This is a genomic window from Pseudomonas cerasi, assembly GCF_900074915.1.
Lineage (GTDB): Bacteria > Pseudomonadota > Gammaproteobacteria > Pseudomonadales > Pseudomonadaceae > Aquipseudomonas > Aquipseudomonas cerasi.
Genome location: NZ_LT222319.1, coordinates 4,068,341 through 4,089,719, shown reverse-complemented (window position 1 = coordinate 4,089,719; position 21,379 = coordinate 4,068,341). Strand labels below are relative to the sequence as shown.

Annotated in this window: 17 protein-coding genes; 13 read left to right on the top strand and 4 right to left on the bottom strand. The window is 59.8% G+C overall.

Annotated elements, in window-relative coordinates:
• Positions 1-53: 53 nt before the first annotated feature.
• From PCPL58_RS20540 to PCPL58_RS20530, 4 genes are all read left to right on the top strand, one after another.
• The gene (locus PCPL58_RS20540; RefSeq protein ID WP_065350309.1) at positions 54-1,106 is read left to right on the top strand and encodes an ornithine cyclodeaminase; all 1,053 of its coding nucleotides are present in this window, start codon (positions 54-56) and stop codon (positions 1,104-1,106) included.
• 34 nt (positions 1,107-1,140) lie between these two features.
• Entirely contained in the window at positions 1,141-2,079 is a 939-nt protein-coding gene (ctlX, locus tag PCPL58_RS20535) for a citrulline utilization hydrolase CtlX (RefSeq protein ID WP_065350308.1), read from the top strand.
• 178 nt (positions 2,080-2,257) lie between these two features.
• A complete protein-coding gene (locus PCPL58_RS29865; protein WP_232002831.1) occupies positions 2,258-2,542 on the top strand; it encodes an MFS transporter in 285 nt (94 codons plus the stop codon).
• A gap of 509 nt (positions 2,543-3,051) precedes the next feature.
• A complete protein-coding gene (locus PCPL58_RS20530; protein ID WP_065350307.1) occupies positions 3,052-3,876 on the top strand; it encodes a DUF2242 domain-containing protein in 825 nt (274 codons plus the stop codon).
• 127 nt (positions 3,877-4,003) lie between these two features.
• On the opposite strand, the gene ilvA is transcribed toward PCPL58_RS20530, so the two are convergent.
• From ilvA to PCPL58_RS20515, 3 genes are all read right to left on the bottom strand, one after another.
• A complete protein-coding gene (gene ilvA / locus PCPL58_RS20525) occupies positions 4,004-5,539 on the bottom strand; it encodes a threonine ammonia-lyase, biosynthetic (protein WP_083188446.1) in 1,536 nt (511 codons plus the stop codon).
• 558 nt (positions 5,540-6,097) lie between these two features.
• Positions 6,098-7,138, bottom strand: a complete 1,041-nt coding sequence (locus PCPL58_RS20520; RefSeq protein ID WP_065350306.1) for an AraC family transcriptional regulator — start codon at positions 7,136-7,138, stop codon at positions 6,098-6,100.
• 2 nt (positions 7,139-7,140) lie between these two features.
• Entirely contained in the window at positions 7,141-8,274 is a 1,134-nt protein-coding gene (locus PCPL58_RS20515) for a carbon-nitrogen hydrolase family protein (protein ID WP_065350305.1), read from the bottom strand.
• Positions 8,275-8,481: 207 nt separating this feature from the next.
• On the opposite strand from PCPL58_RS20515, the gene PCPL58_RS20510 reads away from it, so the two are divergent.
• From PCPL58_RS20510 to PCPL58_RS20490, 5 genes are all read left to right on the top strand, one after another.
• Positions 8,482-10,521 carry an NADPH-dependent 2,4-dienoyl-CoA reductase gene (locus tag PCPL58_RS20510; protein ID WP_065350304.1) on the top strand — a complete coding sequence of 680 codons (2,040 nt, stop codon included), beginning with the start codon at positions 8,482-8,484 and terminating at the stop codon, positions 10,519-10,521.
• Between the two features lie 84 nt (positions 10,522-10,605).
• Positions 10,606-11,550 (top strand): 1-aminocyclopropane-1-carboxylate deaminase/D-cysteine desulfhydrase, encoded by a 945-nt coding sequence (locus PCPL58_RS20505; RefSeq protein WP_065350303.1) that lies wholly within the window; start codon positions 10,606-10,608, stop codon positions 11,548-11,550.
• A gap of 148 nt (positions 11,551-11,698) precedes the next feature.
• Positions 11,699-13,036, top strand: a complete 1,338-nt coding sequence (locus PCPL58_RS20500; RefSeq protein WP_003368450.1) for an MFS transporter — start codon at positions 11,699-11,701, stop codon at positions 13,034-13,036.
• Between the two features lie 434 nt (positions 13,037-13,470).
• A complete protein-coding gene (locus tag PCPL58_RS20495) occupies positions 13,471-14,679 on the top strand; it encodes an MFS transporter (protein ID WP_065350302.1) in 1,209 nt (402 codons plus the stop codon).
• Positions 14,679-15,959, top strand: a complete 1,281-nt coding sequence (locus PCPL58_RS20490) for an arsenic transporter (protein WP_065350301.1) — start codon at positions 14,679-14,681, stop codon at positions 15,957-15,959. Before PCPL58_RS20495 ends, PCPL58_RS20490 begins: the two co-directional genes overlap by 1 nt.
• Before the next feature lie 161 nt (positions 15,960-16,120).
• Here the strand turns inward: PCPL58_RS20490 and PCPL58_RS20485 are convergent, their stop codons facing one another.
• Positions 16,121-17,065, bottom strand: coding sequence for a DUF1853 family protein (locus PCPL58_RS20485; RefSeq protein ID WP_058415958.1), 945 nt, complete (start codon positions 17,063-17,065; stop codon positions 16,121-16,123).
• 371 nt (positions 17,066-17,436) lie between these two features.
• Here PCPL58_RS20485 and PCPL58_RS20480 point away from each other — a divergent pair, with 371 nt between their 5' ends.
• From PCPL58_RS20480 to PCPL58_RS20465, 4 genes are all read left to right on the top strand, one after another.
• A complete protein-coding gene (locus PCPL58_RS20480; RefSeq protein ID WP_065350300.1) occupies positions 17,437-18,504 on the top strand; it encodes a GGDEF domain-containing protein in 1,068 nt (355 codons plus the stop codon).
• Positions 18,505-18,645: 141 nt separating this feature from the next.
• A complete protein-coding gene (locus PCPL58_RS20475; RefSeq protein ID WP_003409651.1) occupies positions 18,646-19,536 on the top strand; it encodes an NAD(+) kinase in 891 nt (296 codons plus the stop codon).
• Positions 19,536-20,501, top strand: coding sequence for a metallophosphoesterase (locus PCPL58_RS20470; protein ID WP_065350299.1), 966 nt, complete (start codon positions 19,536-19,538; stop codon positions 20,499-20,501). The genes PCPL58_RS20475 and PCPL58_RS20470 overlap by 1 nt, the downstream gene beginning before the upstream one ends.
• Positions 20,502-20,503: 2 nt before the next feature.
• Entirely contained in the window at positions 20,504-21,376 is an 873-nt protein-coding gene (locus PCPL58_RS20465) for a rhomboid family intramembrane serine protease (protein ID WP_044308661.1), read from the top strand.
• The last annotated feature ends 3 nt before the right edge of the window (positions 21,377-21,379 follow it).

Here is a 21,379-nt window from a genome sequence, read left to right as displayed (position 1 = left end):
TAGCATTCGCCATGCATGGTTTCGTGGCGAGCGCACATATAAGGTGCAGATTAATGACGCATTTCATCGATGTTCCCACCATGTCCGATCTGGTTAACGATATCGGAGTAGTTGATTTCTTAGGCGAACTCTCTGAAGTCATTCGTGATGACTTCAAGCGCTGGCCAGAGTTTGACAAGTCAGCCCGGGTAGCTAACCACTCTGAGGTCGGGGTTATCGAGTTGATGCCAGTCGCTGATACCAACCAGTATGCATTCAAGTATGTGAATGGCCACCCCTCGAATACATTCAAAGATCTCCACACAGTCATGGCTTTTGGGGTACTGGCCGATGTCCAGACAGGTTACCCGGTGCTGCTGTCCGAGCTGACTATCGCAACTGCACTTCGAACTGCCGCCACCTCGCTGATGGCTGCCAAGGCCTTGGCCCGTCCGAACTCGCGGAAGATGGCTCTCATCGGCAATGGTGCGCAAAGTGAATTCCAGGCTCTCGCATTCCACAAGCACCTAGGCATTCAGGAGATCTTGGCCTATGACGTCGACCCACTGGCTACTGCCAAGCTCATCAGAAACTTGCAGGAATACACCGACCTGAAGATCACCCGCGCGCATGGCATCGCAGAGGCAGTTCGTGGTGCCGATGTCGTGACCACCGTTACTGCAGATAAGGCTTACGCCACCATCATCACTCCGGAAATGCTGGAGCCAGGTATGCACCTGAACGCCGTTGGCGGCGATTGCCCTGGGAAGACTGAACTGCATGCTGATGTGCTGCGTATGTCTCGGGTGTTCGTGGAGTACGAGCCGCAAACCCGCATCGAAGGTGACATCCAGCAGCTTGAAGCCGACTCTCCTGTTGTGGATCTGTGGCGTGTCCTGACCGGCGAGCAGGAAGGCCGTCAGAGCAATGACCAAGTAACCGTCTTCGACTCGGTCGGTTTCGCCTTGGAGGATTACTCGGTACTTCGTTACGTCCTCGAGCAGGCACAGAAACGTGGTGCTGGTACCAAGATCGAGCTGGTTCCTTGGGTAGAGGCTGACCCGAAAGATCTGTTCAGCCACACGCGTGGCCGCTCTGCCAAAAAACGCATTCGACGCGTTGCATGACTCTAAGATCAGCCTCCAATATCGGTATTTCTGAATGGCATTTCCTACGCGTTCGATTCAAGCTCCAGCAGCAGTGGTTATGGTCAGGCCTCACGCCTTCACACCAAATCCAGAAACTGCTGCGGATAACTCGTTCCAAATCTCAAGCCCTGACATTGCAGCGCATACCATCTCAGTAGTTGCTCGATATGAGGTTACCGAGGCGGCAGGGCGTTTGGAGGCTGAAGGCGTTCGTGTTCATCTTTTCGACGACTTCGGCGAGAACGACACTCCTGATTCGGTCTTCCCGAACAACTGGTTCTCGACACATCCGGGCGGCCATGTCGCGATCTATTCGATGTACTCGCCCAACCGTCGGCGTGAGCGCCGTGGCGACGTGATTGAAATGCTCAAGCAAGAATACCGAGTTCAAGACGTAATTGACTACTCTGGCCTAGAGCAAGACGAGCTCTTCCTGGAAGGCACAGGCGCAATGGTGTTCGACCACATGTCTCGCGTGGCCTACACCGCCCGTTCTAACCGAGCAGATCCAATTGCTTTAGAGCGATTTAGCACGCACTTTAATTTCGAGCCGATGGTGTTCGATACGGCGGACGAGAAGGGCACACCGATCTATCACACCAACGTCCTGATGTGCGTGGCCACCGAGTTCGCACTTGTTGGTTTTGGCACCTTCACGAACAAGGCCCGTGCAGAGGAAGTGCGTATGCGACTGATGGAGTCGGGCCGATATGTCATCGATCTAACCAACCAGCAGATCGGCGAGTTTGCCGGCAATGCCATTGAATTGTCGGGGCGTGATGGGCGGATCTTGGCCCTCTCTCACCGGGCGTTCAACAGCCTGACGCATGAGCAGAAACAGCGGATTGAACGCTCGGCCAGGTTGGTGCCTTTGGATGTGCCGACTATCGAGATGGCTGGTGGCTCGGTGCGATGCATGATCGCTGGGATTCACCTCTCTCCTCGCAAGTAGTCCAGTGAAAATCCCTCTTTGAGGTGGGGGCTTTTTTCGTCACCGCGTTAGAACTCGAAGCCCTGAAGCGTGTTGACCGCGTTGATGCCGATCTCATCACCGGTAAGGAAGTGAGCCAACGGACATGAGCTAGCGACGTTGGAGTAATACTGCGGCAGATGCCGAAGTGGCCCCTGCCTTGGCTTTGATCTGGTTATTGTTCGCCGGGATGGGGGCAGGGATGTCGATGGTCACGTGCCTGACATTATTGGGTCTACGGGTTCGTGATCACCACCAGGCGAGCTCGGTGTCGGTCATGGCCCAATGTGTAGGCTATGGCTTAGGATCGGCGGGGCCGTATCTGGCCGGTTGGATGCATGGTGTTTTCGGCTCGTGGCAGGTATCGCTGTGGTTGCTGTTATCTGCGGCGTGCCTGCAGATTGTCTTTGCGGTATTGGCCGGTCGTAATCGATTTATTGAATAAGCCAATCCGGACGGCGAAGGGAGAATGGTTTAAGGCTTTCCCAATGCCGCGGGACTGTTCAGACCATCCCCATTCCCTTTCCCTTTCCCTTTAGACCAGTGCTCCTTCACATGCGTCACCTGGCTAGAAGGGCTTGTTCAAAATGTGTTCAGATGGCGTCATTTACAGCGCTGAGTGATGAGTACATAATTCAGTCCACCAGCGATAGGTTTATTTTTTAAATCACCGATTTTTCAAACTGTTAGAGGATGAGTTATGGTCCCGTCCGCTGCGCCATACACCGCTTCAAGGCCCTTGAACTCCTTGAAGCAAACAAGAAAGCGGCCCTAGGGTCGCTTTTTTGTTGTCTGCATTTTGTGTGTCTGAGGGCCTGGCTTCGTGCGCCTGAGCGGTTTGTATCCAAATCCTTTTGAACTGTACGTTGATCCAGCGTCGGCCTTGTTGCAGACTTACCGCCATTTCCCAGTTCGCAGTCTTGCTGGCAGTCTTTTCCTTCCTCAGGATTTTCGATGTTTAAGCTACTGAACGTTCGTACCGCCCTCTGGATTTCTGCCGTGTTGATTGCAGCCGGCTGTTCATCGCCCAAGCAGGCGGTGTATGACCATGAACACTTCGACGACGCCGGGACCTTCTCCCGAAGCTACCCTGCGACCGACATGGCTTACTGCGAGGCGGGGCGGCGTGCCTTGCTGAGTCAGGGCTATATCATCACCAGCAGCGACCCGAAGATGATTGCCGGCCGCAAGAGCTTCCAGCAGACCGGCGATACGCATATCGAAATCAGCTTCAATCTGGTGTGCGCCGCCGATGCGAAGGATGGCAGTTCCACCATGTTCGCCAACGCCCTGCAAGACCGCTACGCGTTGAAGAAGACCAACAACTCGGCCAGCCTCGGTGTCGGCGTGCTGGGTTCTGTGTCGATGCCGATAGGCTCGACTGACGACTCGATGGTCAAGGTCGCCAGTGAGACCGTCTCGTCGGCAAAGTTCTACGAGCGCTTTTTCGGTCTGGTGGAAAACTTCCTGCCGCCTGAAGTGAAAAAGGCTGCGCATATTGTCGAGAAGCCCAAGGCCGACCTCGGTGTGCCTGACACGGCTCCCGCAGCCCCGGCGGCTCCCGCCAAGGCTGCCGAGCCTGCGAAGCTGGCGCCTGCGTCGTCAGAAAACGCGCCGAAGGCCGAGCCTGCTGCCGAACCGGTTACGCCTGCTGCAAGCGAACCAGTGCCTGCGCCGTCCGAACCTGCTTCATTCAAGGCTGAAACGGTCGAAACACCGGCCGCAGAATCTGCAGAAAGCACCGCCCCCACGCCAGTCGAGCCCGCCCCGGCGCAGTAAGGTGTTGTGCGGAACGATTGTCGTCAGTCAGACCCCCATCGTGCCCATGCTCCGCGTGGGTATGCCGGTCTGGACGCTCTGCGTCCTCTTGTGACGCGGAGCGTTAGGAACGCGAGATATCCCGGCCTTAGCCCAGAAACAGCCTGTACGCCGGGTTCTCGCTCTCGTCCCAATACGGGTAACCAATCTCATCCAGCGCAGCACCCACCAGATGCCGCTCTTCCTCCGGCACCACCAGCCCGGCAACCACCCGGCCGTCAGCAGCGCCGTGGTTGCGGTAGTGGAACATGGAGATGGTCCAGCGGCCGCCCAGACGGTTGAGGAAGTTGAACAGCGCGCCCGGTCGCTCCGGGAACTCGAAGCGCAGCACCACTTCATCATTGACCCGCTCGGCATGCCCGCCAACCATGTGGCGAATATGCAGTTTGGCCAGTTCGTTGTCGGTCAGGTCCAGCACCGGGAAGCCCTGGCCGGTCAGGCTGACGATCAGGGCGCTGCGTGGGTCGTTCTCGGGATGGGTCTGCACGCCGACGAAGATGTGCGCCTCGCGATCGGTGTGATAGCGGTAGTTGAATTCGGTGATCTGCCGTTTGCCGATGGCCTCGCAGAACGCCTTGAAGCTGCCCGGTTGTTCGGGGATGGTCACCGCAATGATCGCCTCGCGGCCTTCGCCCAGTTCGGCGCGCTCGGCCACGTGACGCAAGCGGTCGAAGTTGACGTTGGCCCCTGAATCAATCGCCACCAGCGTCTGCCCGCTGACGCCGCGCTGCTCGACATATTTCTTGATCCCGGCCACGCCCAGCGCGCCGGAGGGCTCGGTGATCGAACGGGTGTCGTCGTAGATGTCCTTGATCGCCGCGCAGATCTCGTCGGTGCTGACGGTGATCACTTCATCGACATAATGGCGGCACACTTCGAAGGTGTGGTGGCCGATCTGCGCGACCGCCACGCCATCGGCAAACAGCCCGACCTGGCTCAGCACCACGCGCTCCCCGGCGGCCATCGCCGCTTGCAGGCAGTTGGAGTCGTCCGGCTCGACGCCGATCACCCTGATCTCCGGGCGCAGGTATTTCACATACGCCGCGATACCGGCAATCAGACCGCCGCCCCCGACCGGAACAAAGATCGCATCCAGCTGGCCCGGTTGCTGACGAAGAATCTCCATCGCTACAGTGCCTTGCCCGGCGATGGTGTCGGGGTCGTCATACGGATGGATGTAGACGAAGCCCTGCTCGTCGACCAGCTTCAGCGAGTAGGCCAGCGCTTCCGGGAAGGAATCGCCGTGCAGCACCACGGTGGCACCCCGCGAGCGCACACCTTCGACCTTGATCTCCGGCGTGGTGCGCGGCATGACGATGGTCGCCTTGATCCCCAACTCGCGTGCCGCCAGCGCCAGGCCCTGGGCATGATTGCCCGCCGATGCCGTCACCACGCCCCGTGCAGTCTGCTCTGCGGGCAATTGCGCGAGCTTGTTGTACGCGCCGCGAATCTTGAACGAGAACACCGGCTGCAGGTCTTCGCGCTTGAGCAGCACCTGATTGCCCAGCCGTTCGGACAGCTGGCGAGCGCCTTGCAGCGGCGTTTCGATGGCAACGTCGTAGACGCGGGAGGTGAGGATTTTGCGCGCGTAATAGTTGAGCAGATCGTGCGGGCCCTGGCTCATCGCATCGCCTCTTCATACGTGGTGCCTGGATACTCGGCGAACGCGCGCGGCAGATCGATAATCAGGTCCAGAGTGGCGAGAATGGCAATAGAGCGAGGGATGGCGATCATGTCTGACTCCTGATTCGGCAATTGTTGCCCGGGAGACAGAAGAAACCCGCCTCCAGGGCGGGTTTTTTGCAAACGTCGGCTAACCCGCCATGACTGGAATGACGGTAATAATAATCTGGCCGAGGTTGTGCTTGATGAGGTTCATGAGCAGGAGGTTAGGTCGACACTGGCATGCAAGTCAATAGCGCCCGTCCGCTAGAGAGTTGAGGGGAGTGCTGAATCGGCCGCGGTCTTTTTCGTCTGTTTGACAGGAATCAACATTTTTATTTCACATTGGCACTTTAATGTTGATCTTGCGGTCAGTTATTTCAGCTTTGATTATCACCCCCACTCACTCAGCCAAGAGGGCGAAGAAATGGACGAATACCAGGAAGAACTACTTGAACACCGTGCATCGGAACTGGACCCGGTAGAGCCTGCCGACGACGCTACCGAACTGTGAACGGCTTCATGCGCTTTGACGCTGGCTGCGGCGGAACTCTCCCGGAGTCTGCCCGTTCCAGCGTTTGAAGGCGCGTTGAAAGGCTTCGGCAGAAGCGAATCCCAGCAGGTAGGCGATCTCCCCGAACGCCAGTTCAGTGTCGCGAATATAAGTCATCGCCAGATCGCGCCGCGTGTCATTGAGCACTGCGCGAAAGCATGTACCTTCCTCGGTCAGCTTGCGGCGCAGCGTCCAGGTGGGCAGTTTGAGCCTTGCCGCCACTTCCTCCAGATCCGGTTCACTTCCGCCGTTCAATAGCGGCCCCAGCAATTGAATGATGCGTTCACGCAGGCTGCGGGTGCGGGTCAGTTGTTCCAGTTCGCTTTCGCACAGCTGCAACAGGTGCCGCCAGGTACTTGGGCAATGGTCCGGGTTGCGTAATGCCAGGCTGGTCTGATCCAGGCGCAGTTGATTGGTCGCCGCGCCAAACACCATCGGGTTATCACTCAAAGCGGCGTACTGCGCGGCATAGTCAGGCGCTTCGAATTCGATCTCGATGCGTTGTGCGCGCAGTTCTGTACCTGCCAGCGTCGAAAGCTGAGCCAGCCAGCCACCTAGAATCGAGTCCACCACAAACCTGTTGTAAGCGTTATAGGGGCTGATCGAATAGAAGCGCATCCAGGCGCCGCCGGCATCCTCGTGGAAACTCGACTGGCCGCGATAATTGGAACCGTACAAGGGCTCAAAGCGAATCAGTGTGCGCGCCGCCTCGCGCACGTTGGGTGCCTGGGCCGCAGTGATACCGGCCAGACCTGCCTGCGCAAAACGACTGAGCTGGCCCATGCGCAACCCCAGCCCGGGCTGGCCGGTCAGTTGGATGGCGGCATGCCCCAGGCGCATGTAGCGCGGGATCGATAGCCGCGCTCGCGCCTGGCTCAGGCGAATCGGGTCAAGACCGTACTGCTCCAGCAGCGCGTCAGGGTTCCTGTCGAAACTGTTGACCGCATCAGTCAGGCTCTGGATGAAACCCACCGACAGATCACCGAGGCGCAGCGTCAGGGTCGGCATCGTCAAAGCCAGAGGTTGATCAGGCGCGCGCCGCCAGTGGCAGCATTTTCCTGCTGCGGCTCGGCGATCGTTTGCCCTGCGTGGCTGGCAAAACTTTGCCCGGCCACGCCCTGATTCCAGAACTGTCCGCGCATGAATACACTGATCCCGGCCTGCGAAGTGCTTTGCGGAGCACGGCCGGTCAATGTCAGGTGATGCCAGGCGTCGCCCTCACTAGGCGTTTCGTTCGGCACGTCGATGTCTGAGTGCCGAGGCTTGCGCCACGGTTGGGACCAGGCGGCCTTGCCGATCACAAAGGCCGGCACCGCAATCAGTTGTGCACCGCTCTGGTTCAGGCGCGCGTAATTCTCCGGGTACCAGCTGTCGCTACCGATCAGCACCCCCAGACGCCCGGCCGGGGTGTCGACCACATACAACGGTGCGTCGCTTGCCGTGTGCACATAACGCCTCTGATAGCGCTCGGCGTACAACTGACGCTGCGGCTGACCGAGCGGCAGGCCATCGCTGCCAAATGTCAGGCTGCTGTTATACAGGGCGCCGCTGCCGACTTTCAGCTGACCACCTTCAACACTGGGATCGGGCAGCACAATTGAACCGGCCACCAGTGTGACGCCGAACTCTCTGGCCAGCCCGCCAAACAGTGTCTGATAGTCCCGCGCCATCGATCGGGCCTTGATCCGCAGGTGGGCGTCATCCAGACGGTCCCGGCCTTCGGCCCCCAGCATCGCTTTGATGAATTGCAGCGGATTGCTCCACGACAGCCAGTCCATGGCTTCATCCAGCGTGGCAGCTTGATAGAGCTGATCCTTCTCGCCACTGGCGAACAGCCAGGTGCCGATATGTTCCGGCAGTACCACCACCGTTCGTGGGTTGATCAGGCCATTTTCACGGGCCTGTTGCAGATAAGCGGCGAGCTTGCGGTGCAGTCGCTCAATGTTCTGGTAATCAGTCGGAAACAGCTCGGGCTCGATCCCCAGCAGATTGCCGCGTTCTCCGGGCTGGCCTTCATTGATGGCCAGACGAATGCGCAGATCGGACAGGTAGTGACCCGCCGGGCGTTGTCCGGTCCAGATTGCGTAGCTGACAAGGCTGGCAATACTCAGCAGAACCAGGCAGATGGCGAAGAATTTGCGCATAAAAAGATCGAATGACGGCCATCGGGAAATTGTCGACTAGGGTAGGGCGGCGTCGGGCGCTTGCCAAGTGCCACTGCGCGTTTGGATCAATAACTTGTCACTTTCGGTCATTGAGTGTGTGGCGGGATGCGTCTTTACTGTTGCCCATGAACCAGAGGACCCGCAGAGGTCCTTGCTATTCCGTGATTGACTCGATGGAGCTTCGCCATGACTGCTGCTCATTATCCGCACCTGCTGGCCCCCCTGGATCTGGGCTTCACGACCTTGCGCAACCGCACCCTGATGGGCTCGATGCACACCGGTCTTGAAGAGCGGCCGGGCGGCTTCGAGCGCATGGCGACCTACTTTGCCGAGCGTGCCCGCGGCGGGGTCGGGCTGATGGTCACCGGTGGCATTGCGCCCAATGAAGAGGGTGGTGTCTATGACGGCGCGGCGAAGCTAACCAACGCTGAAGAAGCGGAGCACCATCGCATCGTGACGCGTGCGGTGCACGAGGCTGGCGGCAAGATCTGCCTGCAGATTCTCCATGCCGGTCGTTACGCCTACAGCCGCAAGCAGGTCGCGCCGAGCGCCATTCAGGCGCCGATCAACCCGTTCACGCCGCGAGAGCTGGACGAAGAGGGCATCGAAAAGCAGATCGACGATTTCGTGACCTGTTCGACGCTGGCGCGCAGTGCCGGTTATGACGGTGTCGAAATCATGGGTTCGGAAGGCTACTTCATCAATCAGTTCCTGGCCGCGCATACCAATCACCGCACCGACCGTTGGGGCGGTAGTTATGAAAACCGTATGCGTCTGGCGGTCGAGATTGTCAGGCGCGTACGTGAGGCGGTCGGGGCACACTTCATCATCATCTTTCGCCTGTCGATGCTCGATCTTGTGGAAGGCGGCAGCAGCTGGGAAGAAATCGTCGAGCTGGCCAAAGCGGTCGAGCAGGCCGGAGCGACCCTGATCAACACCGGTATCGGCTGGCATGAAGCGCGCATTCCGACCATCGCCACCAAGGTGCCGCGCGCCGCGTTCAGCAAGGTCACTGCCAAGCTGCGAGGCTCGGTGAACATCCCGCTGATTACCACCAACCGGATCAATACCCCGGAAGTTGCCGAGCGCATTCTCAGCGAAGGTGATGCGGACATGGTCTCGATGGCTCGTCCGTTTCTGGCCGATCCCGAGTTCGTCAACAAGGCCGCTGCGGGCCATGCCGAACGCATCAACACCTGCATCGGCTGCAATCAGGCGTGCCTCGACCACACCTTCGGCGGCAAGCTGACCAGCTGTCTGGTCAATCCGCGTGCCTGCCACGAGACCGAGCTCAATTACCTGCCCACCCTGCAGGTCAGGAAAATTGCCGTAGTGGGCGCCGGGCCTGCCGGTCTGGCCGCCGCAACGGTTGCCGCACAGCGCGGGCATGAGGTGACGCTGTTCGATTCGGCCAGCGAAATCGGCGGCCAGTTCAATATCGCCAAGCGCGTGCCGGGCAAGGAGGAATTCGCCGAAACCCTGCGTTACTTCCGCAACAAAGTGCAGGAGACGGGTGTTCAGTTGCGCCTCGGCAATCGGGTAAAGGCCGCAGACTTGCTGGGCGCAGGTTTTGACGAGGTGATTCTGGCGACCGGCATCGCGCCGCGCACACCGGCCATCCCCGGTATCGATAACCCCATGGTGTTGAGCTATCTGGACGTCATATTGCAGCGCAAGCCGGTCGGGCGCCGCGTGGCAGTGATAGGTGCGGGTGGCATCGGTTTCGATGTGTCGGAATTTCTCGTGCATCAGGGCGTGGCCACCAGTCTGGATCGCGAGGCTTTCTGGAAAGAGTGGGGCATCGACACGACCTTGCAGGCCCGCGGCGGTGTCGCCGGAGTCAAGCCCGAAGTCCACGCGCCGGCACGTCAGGTGTTTCTCTTGCAGCGCAAGAGTTCCAAGGTCGGCGACGGCCTGGGCAAGACCACCGGCTGGATTCACCGCACGGGGCTCAAGAACAAACAGGTGCAGATGCTCAATGCCGTGCAGTACCTGAAAATCGACGATGCAGGGCTGCATATTCGCATTGGCGAAGACGGCGAGGAAAAGCTGCTGGCGGTGGATAACGTGGTGATCTGTGCCGGGCAGGACCCGTTGCGTGAACTGTATGACGAACTGCTCGACGGCGGGCAAAGCGTGCACCTGATTGGCGGCGCGGACGTTGCCGCAGAGCTGGACGCCAAACGGGCCATCGACCAGGGCTCACGTCTGGCCGCCACCCTGTGACAGACAATGCCTGATTCAGGGCTTCGCGCCGCAGCCTGCTGATCGACGAAGACCCTGAAACGGCTTGTCTGTAGACTGCGGCGCATGATGCTTGACGCCCTCGGCTGGCAACCCACTGCCCCCTTGGAACGCTTGAACCTGCCCTGGCTGCAAGACGCCGGGGTCGAGGTTGCGATTCTGCGCCTGGACCTTATCGATGCGCTGATCAGCGGCAACAAGTGGTTCAAGCTCAGCGAGCACCTGAGCCTGGCTGTGGACTCGGGTGCCGAGGGACTGATCAGCCTCGGCGGAGCGCACTCCAATCATCTGCATGCCCTGGCCGCTGCAGGCAAGCGCTTCGGTTTCCCGACGGTCGGCCTGCTACGTGGTCATGCCCAGCAGACGCCGACGGTGCTCGATCTGCAGGCTTTCGGTATGCAACTGCACTGGCTGGGTTACGCCGGCTATCGTGAGCGGCATGCTGCTGGCTTCTGGTCGACCTGGCAGTCCCGCTATCCCGGTCTTTATCCGATTGCCGAAGGCGGTGGCGGGCTTGCTGGTGCTCTGGGTTGCGGTCGATTGCGGGCAATGGTCGAAGAGCAACTCGGGCATCTGGGTTGGGGCGATTACCACGGATGGTGGCTGGCGGCAGGCACCGGTACCACGCTGGCCGGCTTGCTGTTGGCAGAGGCGGGCGTTCGTCCGGTGTATGGGGCGATGGCTGTGCCCGAGGATCACGGGGTCGCGCAAAACATTATCGCGATGCTGAGTGAGGCGGCTGGTGCGCAGGCCGACGCCAGTACGTGCCTGCCTCCCAACTGTGTTCTGCTTGATGCCAGCCGCGGCGGTTTTGCCAGAACCGACGCGGCGCTGCTCGATTTCATTGCCGCCAGCGAGGCTCAGAGCGGCATACTCCTGGAACCACTGTACACCGGCAAGGCATTGCTGGCCCTGCATGATGAGGTGCTGGCCGGTCGTTTCGCGTCCGGCACCCGCTTGGTCTTCGTCCACACCGGTGGCCTTCAGGGGCGGCGCGCGATGGGCCTGTAAACCACGTGGCAGAGCCTTTGGCACGAATTCTGCGCAGTTCGATGGCGAGACGTCGGCCCTGACTACGTGGATGACACTTCTGGAGAGGGGCATCCGGGTCGCTGTCTCGATAATCGATCCATTCCAGATCAAGACGTCGAGGCCAGTCATGACAACTCCTACCGTAGAGCAAGTCGATCCTGCCACGCTAAAAAAAGTCATCGTCGCTGCGGCCATCGGCAACTTTGTCGAGTGGTTCGATTTTGCTGTGTATGGCTTTCTGGCAACGACGATCGCGCTGCAGTTCTTCCCCAGCGGCGACAGCAGTGCGGCGTTGCTGAAAACCTTTGCCGTGTTCGCCGTGGCCTTCGCCTTCCGACCGCTGGGCGGGATTTTCTTCGGCATGCTGGGTGACCGGATCGGGCGCAAGAAAACCCTGGCGATGACCATCCTGCTGATGGCCGGTGCTACCACACTGATCGGCCTGTTACCGACCTATGCTGCGATCGGTGTGATGGCGCCGGTGCTGCTGACCATCATTCGCTGCGCGCAGGGTTTTTCGGCCGGCGGGGAGTATGCCGGCGCCTGTGCTTACCTCATGGAGCACGCCCCCCGCACGCAACGTGCCTGGTACGGCAGTTTCGTTCCGGTCTCGACGTTCTCCGCATTCGCTGCTGCGGCAGTGGTGGCCTACGCGCTGGAGTCATTTTTGTCGACCGAGACGATGGGGAACTGGGGCTGGCGTCTGCCGTTTCTGATTGCTGCACCGCTGGGGCTGGTCGGGCTGTACCTGCGCTGGAAGCTCGATGAAACCCCGGCGTTTCAGGCGGTCGCTCAAGAACACGCCGTTGCCCATTCGCCACTCAAGGACACCTTGCGCCATCACGCGGCGGCGATGTGCTGTCTGGGCGCATTCGTGTCGTTGACGGCGTTGTCGTTCTACATGTTTACCACCTATTTCGCGACCTACCTGCAAGTGGCCGGTGGGTTGAGCAGGGCAACGGCGCTGCTGGTCTCGTTGATCGCTCTGGCCTTTGCCGCCGCCCTTTGCCCACTGGCCGGTGCCTATTCGGATCGGGTAGGGCGCCGGGTCACGATGGCAACGGCCTGCATTCTGTTGATGATCGTGGTGTTTCCATCATTCCTGATGGCCAGCTCCGGCTCGTTCATCGCCTCGATCATCGGCGTCATGCTGCTCGCCGTGGGCGCAGTGCTGTGCGGCGTGGTAACGGCCGCACTGCTGTCGGAAACCTTTCCCACCCGTACCCGCTACACCGCCTCGGCGATCACCTACAACATGGCCTACACCCTGTTCGGCGGCACCGCGCCGCTGATGGCCACCTGGCTGATCAGCATGACCGGCAGCAACCTGTCGCCCGCGTTCTACCTCATCGTAGTTGCAGCGCTGGCAATGGCCGGCGGCATGGCCCTGCCGGAAACCTCGAAAATCTCGCTGCATGATGTACCTGTTGCAGGTGAGGAGCCGGTGGTGGGGTCAATTGCCTGAGTGCGGGAGTGGTGCGTTAAAACCCGCAGCCTCTGCCGCAAGCGCTTTTCAACAGCGAAGTCGGGCCGGAAACGGAGCTGGGACTTTGCTTGCTTTGGTCCCTCAAAGTAAGGCGCCGTAAGGGCGCAAAGGTGACCTGAGCCAAGCACCAATCCTCCTGATATCACAGAACCGCCGTGTGACGCAGAGCGTCACGAACTGCATTACCACGCGGAGCGTGGGAACGAGAATCCGAGTCGAACTTCAATCCGCCTGATGTCACAGAGCCGCTGTGTGACGCGGAGCGTCACGAAAGGTATTTCCGTCAGCGAAAACGCAACAAAACGTGGCACAGTCGCCCCGAAAAATGGCACATTGGCGCGCCCCGATACGCGTGACACATCTTGTAATCATCCGTACCGGGCGACCCGCGAACCCTTTTACGGATAAATACCATGGCGACCAGTGCTCCGCCCGCGACGGCGAAGGCCTCGACCACCTCCCAAGCCAGCCCGCTGGTGATGCGCATCATCGGTGCCGTCGCCCTCGCGCACCTGGTCAATGACCTGATTCAAGCCATCCTTCCGTCGATCTACCCCATGCTCAAGGCCAGCTACGACCTGAGCTTCACCCAGATCGGCCTGATTACCCTGACCTTTCAGATCACCGCCTCGCTGCTGCAGCCCTGGGTCGGTTATTACACTGACCGCCATCCCAACCCGCTGGTACTGCCCGTCGGATCGATCTGCACGCTGATCGGCATCGTGATGATGTCGGTGGTCGGCAGCTTCCCCTTGATCCTGCTGGCCGCTGCATTGATCGGCATCGGCTCTTCGACGTTCCACCCGGAAGCCTCGCGTATCGCGCGACTGGCCTCCGGTGGTCGCTACGGGCTCGCGCAATCGACCTTTCAGGTCGGTGGCAACACGGGCACGGCGTTCGGACCATTGTTGGCCGCGGCGATCATCATCCCGTTCGGCCAGGGCAATGTCGCCTGGATCGGGCTGTTTGAGTTGTTCTCGCTGGGGCTGCTGTACGCAATCAGCCGCTGGTATCGCGCGCACCTCAATCTGTTCAAGCTCAAGGCCGGTCAGGCCGCGACTCATGGTCTGTCCAGAAAGCGTGTGATTGCCTCCTTGGCAGTGCTGGCGTTTCTGGTGTTTTCCAAGTTCTTCTACATGACCAGCCTGACCAGCTATTTCACCTTCTACCTGATCGAGAAATTTGACCTGTCGGTCGCCAGCTCGCAGTTGCACCTGTTCCTGTTTCTGGGCGCCGTGGCGGCAGGGACCTTTTTCGGTGGGCCGATCGGTGACCGCATTGGCCGCAAGGCGGTGATCTGGTTCTCGATTCTTGGCGCTGCGCCGTTCACCCTGGCGCTGCCCTACGCCGATCTGTTCTGGACCAGCGTACTCAGTGTGATCATTGGCTTTGTACTGGCCTCGGCGTTTTCCGCCATCGTGGTCTACGCCCAGGAGCTGGTGCCTGGCAACGTGGGCATGATTGCCGGGCTGTTCTTCGGCCTGATGTTCGGCTTCGGCGGCATCGGCGCTGCCTTGCTTGGCTATCTGGCCGACAGCCACGGCATCCTTTTCGTCTACACGCTGTGCTCCTACCTGCCGCTGCTCGGCATCCTCGCGATTCTTCTGCCTCGGACCAAATAATGCTGATAGCAACGCTGATTTTCCTGTTCACCATCACGCTGGTCATCTGGCAACCCAAGGGCCTGGGCGTAGGCTGGAGTGCCGTACTGGGGGCAATCCTGGCGTTGCTGACAGGCGTCGTGCATTTCAGTGACATCGCTGTGGTGTGGGGCATCATCTGGAATGCCACGGCGACGTTCATTTCGCTGATCATCATCACGCTGCTGCTCGATGAAGCTGGTTTCTTTGCCTGGGCAGCGCTGCATGTGGCGCGCTGGGGCAAGGGCAACGGACGCCGTCTGTTTGCCTTGTTCGTGCTGTTCGGCGCGCTGGTGTCGGCTTTGTTCGCCAACGATGGTGCCGTGCTGATCCTCACCCCGATCGTCATTGCCATGATGCTGGCGTTGCGCTTTTCGCCTGCCTCGACGCTGGCGTTCGTCATGGCGGCCGGTTTCATCGCCGATACGGCCAGCCTGCCGCTGGTGGTCTCGAACCTGGTGAACATTGTGTCGGCGGATTACTTCAAGATCGGTTTCAACCGTTACGCAGCCGTCATGGTGCCGGTGAATCTGGCCAGTGTCGCCGCCACCCTGGCCGTGCTGATGTGGTACTTCCGTCGGGACATTCCCGCCGAGTTCGAGCCCGAGCATCTGGACAAGCCGGAAACGGCTATCCACGACCGCGCTACGTTTCTGGCCGGTTGGGCGGTGTTGCTGATTCTGCTGGTGGGCTGTTTCGCCCTTGAGCCGCTGGGCATCCCGATCAGTGCGATCTCGTCAGTGTGCGCAGTTTTGCTGCTGGGCATCGCCGCCAAAGGGCATACGATCAAGACGCGCAAGGTGATGAAAGAAGCACCGTGGCACATCGTGGTCTTTTCGCTGGGTATGTACCTGGTGGTCTATGGCCTGCGTAACGCCGGGCTGACCGATTACCTGGCCAATCTGCTGGACTGGTTAGCGGGCTATGGCATCTGGGGCGCGGCGATGGGCACCGGTGTGATGACCGCGTTCCTGTCTTCGATCATGAACAACATGCCCACGGTACTCATCGGGCTGTTGTCCATCGACGCAAGTCATGCCAGCGGCGCCATCCAGGAAGCGATGATCTACGCCAACGTGATCGGCAGCGACCTCGGCCCGAAAATCACTCCTATCGGCAGCCTGGCCACGCTGCTCTGGCTACATGTCCTGGAGCGCAAGGGCATCACTATCAGCTGGGGCTATTACTTCAAGGTCGGCATCGTGCTGACCGTGCCTGTGCTGCTGGTCACACTGGCTGCGCTGGCATTGCGGTTGGGTTGAGCGGATGACGGGTGTCGGCCCAGGCTGTGTAAAAACTACTGCGCTTGGCACTACTGCGTTAAAAAAAGGCGAAAAATGCTCATTTAGAACACCTAGAGTCGGTCGCGACCCCGGCCGTTTTCGCCTGTTTTTGCCTTGTCTTGCCTTCGCTCGTGACGTTTTTACACAACCTGGGCCAGATTCGGCCACAGGTCCGACACCAGAAACAGCCGCTCGGCTTCCTCCCAATTGCCCTCGGCATTCTCCCTGAGGCGCACCAATAGCTGCGCCGGGGCCAGCGGGTCGAGCTCACTCAGCCAGTCGTGCAACTGCTGATCGCTCCACGCCTGGTTGTAGAGTGCCGGCGCCAGCCAGGCATGGCGCGGCAAGGGCTGCCAGCGCCCCGGCTGGCTTTGCGCCAGGAACGACTGCCAGTCACGCTGGTGCAGCCAGCGACCCTTGAGGTGCTGCGGGTGAATGCCGGCAGGGGATTGGCATGAGCCTGGCCACGGGTACAATAGGTAGCCGCCCAGCCACAACCGTGCATTGAACGCTTCGACCCCCAGCGCTGCCAGCGTCGCCCGGCTTTCCGGACGTGCGGACATTGGCAACTGATGCTGGCTCAGATGGGTCAGCTTGCGGTCCAGCCGGTCCTGACAGCCAGGCCCCAGCCAGTGCGCCGGATCGCGGCCATCGCCGTCCTGCGGCCCGAGGTAGAGCTTGATCGCCAGTTCGACGTGGTGCACGCCTTCACCATCCCGCAACAGCATGTCTAACTCGCCCAGCGTCTGATTGCCAAGCCTGATGGGCAGGTTGGCGGCGATTATTTCCACCCCCGGTGCATGCTGCACGGCGAATTGCCAGAGCCGTTCGTAATAGCGGCCCAGTCTTCGTGTGCTGGCTTGCGCCAGCCAGTCTTCCAGCGGACGGCTGTCGTGGTCCAGTTGCCAGAGAAAATCCGCCAGCTGCTGTGGGGCTTTCACCCAGTCGCTGCCCGCCAGTGGATGGCGTTGCGGCCAGGGTGCGGTTTCAAGCATGGGCGGGGCGAGGATCACCCAGGCAAGGTCGCGCACTTCGGAATGCCGCAATCGGCGGGGGAGATCGATCAGGCCGGGGAATAGAGTCATGCGCCGAGAATAGCGTGAGTCGCCGCCGACAGACAGCGTGTTCGGCAAGCGGCCGGTGCGCACGGGTATTTTTTGCTTCGCAGACAACACATGACGTACGACGTGCGACAGGATGATCATCGAATAAAGAAAGGTTATCGAAAACTATCAGTGGCCTTCTCTTTGTGCAAACTGTCATTCATATCCAGTATATTGTTTGCGTCAAACAATTCAGGCACTGCTCAATGATGTTCATTGGCCGGTCTGTCTCAATTGTGGTCACCTGGTGGTGAACGTCATTCAATCAGTCGGTCGACTCGTGGGCTGCCTAATATAGGCAGTCTTCATGCGGCGGATATTCGACTCGGCAAATCGGATGCCTGGAGTTTTCTATGAACGGTGATATGCAGGCCCGGATAAAACAACTGCTCTCACCCGCCATTGCCCGTGTGCAATGTATTGCCATCGTTTGTTGGCTGGTTGTTCTGTCGGTCACGCCGTATCTGCAATTCGGTCTGCCGGAAATGCTGCTGACCCTTGGCCTGCTGGGGGCGTGCGCCTTGCAATACCGCGCGGTCGACTTCAGAGTCTGGCGATGTATGAGCATGACATTCGTGATCATTGTGGCACTGTGCTTTTCAAGGGCGGGCCATTTGCGCACCGGGATGGACATCAACTGGTCACTCTCGGTCGCCGTGATGATTATCCTGTGTTCGACATTGTTAGTGGTGTATACACGGGATTATCTTCTGGTCGCGGTACTCGCCTGGTGTATTCTCTCTCCCGCTCAAGGATTGGACACGGACAGTGTCGCGACTCTGTTCATGACACTGTTCTTTATCACGTCGGTCAGTCTGGGCAGTGTGATGAATCACACTTACACGCGCACACTTCGTACGGTATTGAGTCTGGAACATCAGTTTCGCGAACTGTCGCTGACCGATGACCTGACCGCCATATTGAATCGCCGGGCACTGATGCAGGCACTGGATAAACATGTGCTGAATAACTCCGCGGGTTATTTTCTGATGCTCGATATTGATGACTTCAAAACCATCAATGATCAATTTGGCCACGACGCCGGTGATCAGGCACTTCGCGTGATGGCTGGCTGCCTGCAAAAGACTGTGGGCAGTCTCGCCTTCGGACGCATGGGCGGAGAGGAGTTCGGCGTGATCCTGCCAATGTGCAGTGAAGATGAAGCTCGGGAATATGTGCTGAACCTGCTGGACTGCATCAGAAAATCACTCGCTGTCAGCCCGCTGACCTGCAGTGCCGGGCTGGCCGACATCCCAGCGGCAGTGGACAGCTCGGAAGTGCTCAAGACTGCCGACATCAATTTGTATCAGGCCAAGCGGGGCGGCAAGGACCGGGCATTCTGGCGAGGTGCGCAGATAGGCGGCCATCGAGCGGGCGGCGTCAGTGTGGAATGCGATAAAACCCGCGCTCTGACACGGTAGGCAGGCATCGGATTTTAGCGTGCTGCCCATACCCTGTTGCAAGGTCCGCGAAACCCTTTTTAAACCCCGGTTTGCTGCTGTCAGGCCCTTTCGCCCATAATCACGTTTTTAAAGTCGTATCGAACCCGCAGCAGGAGCCTCATGGAGCAATTTCGCAATATCGGCATCATCGGTCGCCTGGGCAGTGTTCAGGTGCTCGAGACCGTTCGCCGACTCAAGAGATTCCTGCTGGACCGCCACCTGCACGTCATTCTCGAAGAGACAATCGCCGAGGTCCTGCCCGGTCATGGCCTGCAGACCTCATCGCGCAAGATGCTCGGCGAGGTCTGCGACATGGTCATTGTGGTCGGCGGCGACGGCAGCCTGCTGGGCGCAGCGCGGGCGCTGGCTCGGCATAACGTTCCGGTGCTGGGCATCAACCGTGGCAGCCTGGGCTTTCTGACCGACATCCGTCCCGACGAGCTGGAGGTCAAATGTGCCGAAGTGCTCGACGGGCATTACCTGGTTGAAAACCGCTTTCTGCTCCAGGCCGAAGTGCGTCGCCACGGCGAGGCCATCGGTCAGGGCGATGCGCTCAACGACGTGGTGCTGCACCCTGGCAAGTCCACGCGCATGATCGAATTCGAGATCTACATCGACGGTCAGTTCGTGTGCAGTCAGAAGGCCGACGGCCTGATCGTCGCCACGCCGACCGGATCGACGGCCTACGCGCTGTCTGCGGGCGGGCCGATCATGCACCCCAAGCTCGACGCCATCGTCATCGTGCCGATGTACCCGCATACCCTGTCCGGGCGGCCCATCGTGGTCGACGGCAACAGCGAGCTGAAAATCGTGGTGTCCAAGGACATGACCATTTACCCGCAAGTGTCGTGCGACGGTCAGAATCACTTCACCTGTGCACCGGGTGACACCATTACGGTCAGCAAGAAACCGCAGAAACTGCGTCTGATCCATCCGTTGGATCACAATTATTACGAGGTCTGCCGCACCAAGCTCGGCTGGGGCAGCAAGCTCGGCGGCGGGGGCGATTAATGCTCGATCCGGCGCGTGGCTATGATCTGATCGGTGACGTGCACGGGTGTGCCAATACCCTTGAGCACTTGCTAGAGCTTCTCGGTTACCGTCTGCAGGCTGGCGTTTGGCGCCATCCCGAGCGCATCGTCATCTTCCTCGGCGACATCATCGACCGCGGCCCGCGCATTCGCGAATCGCTGCACATTGTTCGCGACATGGTTCAGGCCGGTCAGGCGTTGTGCATCATGGGCAACCACGAGTTCAACGCGCTGGGCTGGGTGACGCCGGCCCTGTCCGAAAGCGGTCACCAGTTCGTGCGCGAGCACACCCCGCGTCATGCGCGGCTGATCGGCGAGACCCTGGCGCAGTTCGAGCAGTATCCGGATGAGTGGAGCGAGTTCGTCAATTGGTTCTACGAGTTACCGCTGTACCTCGATGCCGGTCGCTTCAGGGTCGTGCATGCCTGCTGGGATGCGACCCTGATCGATCCGCTGCGTGGCCTGCATGGTACGGGGTGTATCGACAAGCATTTCGTCCAGGCATCGGCAATACCCGGCAGCTTCGCCAGTAATGTCTTCAACCGTCTGCTGCGTGGCACCGACATGCGTCTGCCGCATGGCCTGACCCTGACTGGCGGTGATGGACTGACCCGCGAATTCTTCCGCACCAAATTCTGGGAGGATGATCCGCAAACCTATGGCGACGTGGTCTTTCAGCCGGACGCCTTGCCCGAAGGGGTTGCCAAGACGCCGCTGTCCACATCGGAAAAAAACGCGTTGCTGCGGTATGGCATCAATGAGCCGCTGCTGTTTGTCGGTCATTACTGGCGCAGCGGCATCCCTGCGCCCATCCGGCCTAACCTGGCCTGTCTGGATTACAGCGCCGTGCTCTACGGCAAACTGGTCGCCTATCGGCTGGACCAGGAAACACAAATCGATCCGGACAAATTCGTCTGGGTAGATGTGCAGCGTCCCGAGGTTTGAGAATGAGTCCTGTAGCTGTCCTGCGCTTGCCGCTGAGCACCGACCTGAGCGGTTTTATCAGGTTGTTGCTGCGCTTGCAGATTCCTCACCGAGTCAGTGAAGAGGCTGGCGAGCAAGTCCTGTGGGTGCCGGACGCGCCGCGACTGGTCGAAGAAGTGCGCGAGTTGTACACGCGCTTCCCCGAAGGCGACGAGCACGTTCAACTGGCGCAAGACACCGTGAACTCCACCTACAAGCCGCCCGGCCTGATCGAGCAGTTACGCAGCAGTCCGGTGACGGCCCTGGTGTTGCTGGTCACCTTGCTGGTGGCCGGCTTGACGCTGCTAGGCGATAACCTTGAGGCCGTCCGCTGGCTGACCTTTCAGGATTTCCGCATCAATGGCGAGTACGCAACGTTTCTGCCATTGTCCGAAAGCCTCGCGTCCGGGCAGTGGTGGCGCATCATTTCGCCCATGCTGATCCACTTCGGCATCCTGCACCTGGCCATGAACGGCATGTGGTTCTGGGAGCTGGGGCGGCGGATTGAAATTCGTCAGGGCAGCCTGTCGTTGCTGTTGCTGACCTTGCTGTTCTCGTCGGTCTCAAATTACGTGCAGTACCTGTTCAGCGGCCCAAGCCTGTTTGGCGGACTGTCCGGCGTGCTGTATGGCCTGCTCGGGCATTGCTGGATTTTCCAGATGCTGGCGCCCAACCCGGTCTATCGCCTGCCGCGCGGGGTGTTGATCATGATGCTGGTCTGGCTGGCGCTGTGCCTGTCTGGGCTGGTGAGCATGCTCGGCTTCGGCGAGATCGCCAACGGTGCGCATGTCGGCGGGCTGATCATCGGTTGTGTCACCGGGCTGCTGGGTGGTGCGATTGCACGCCGCAAGGCCTAGAAT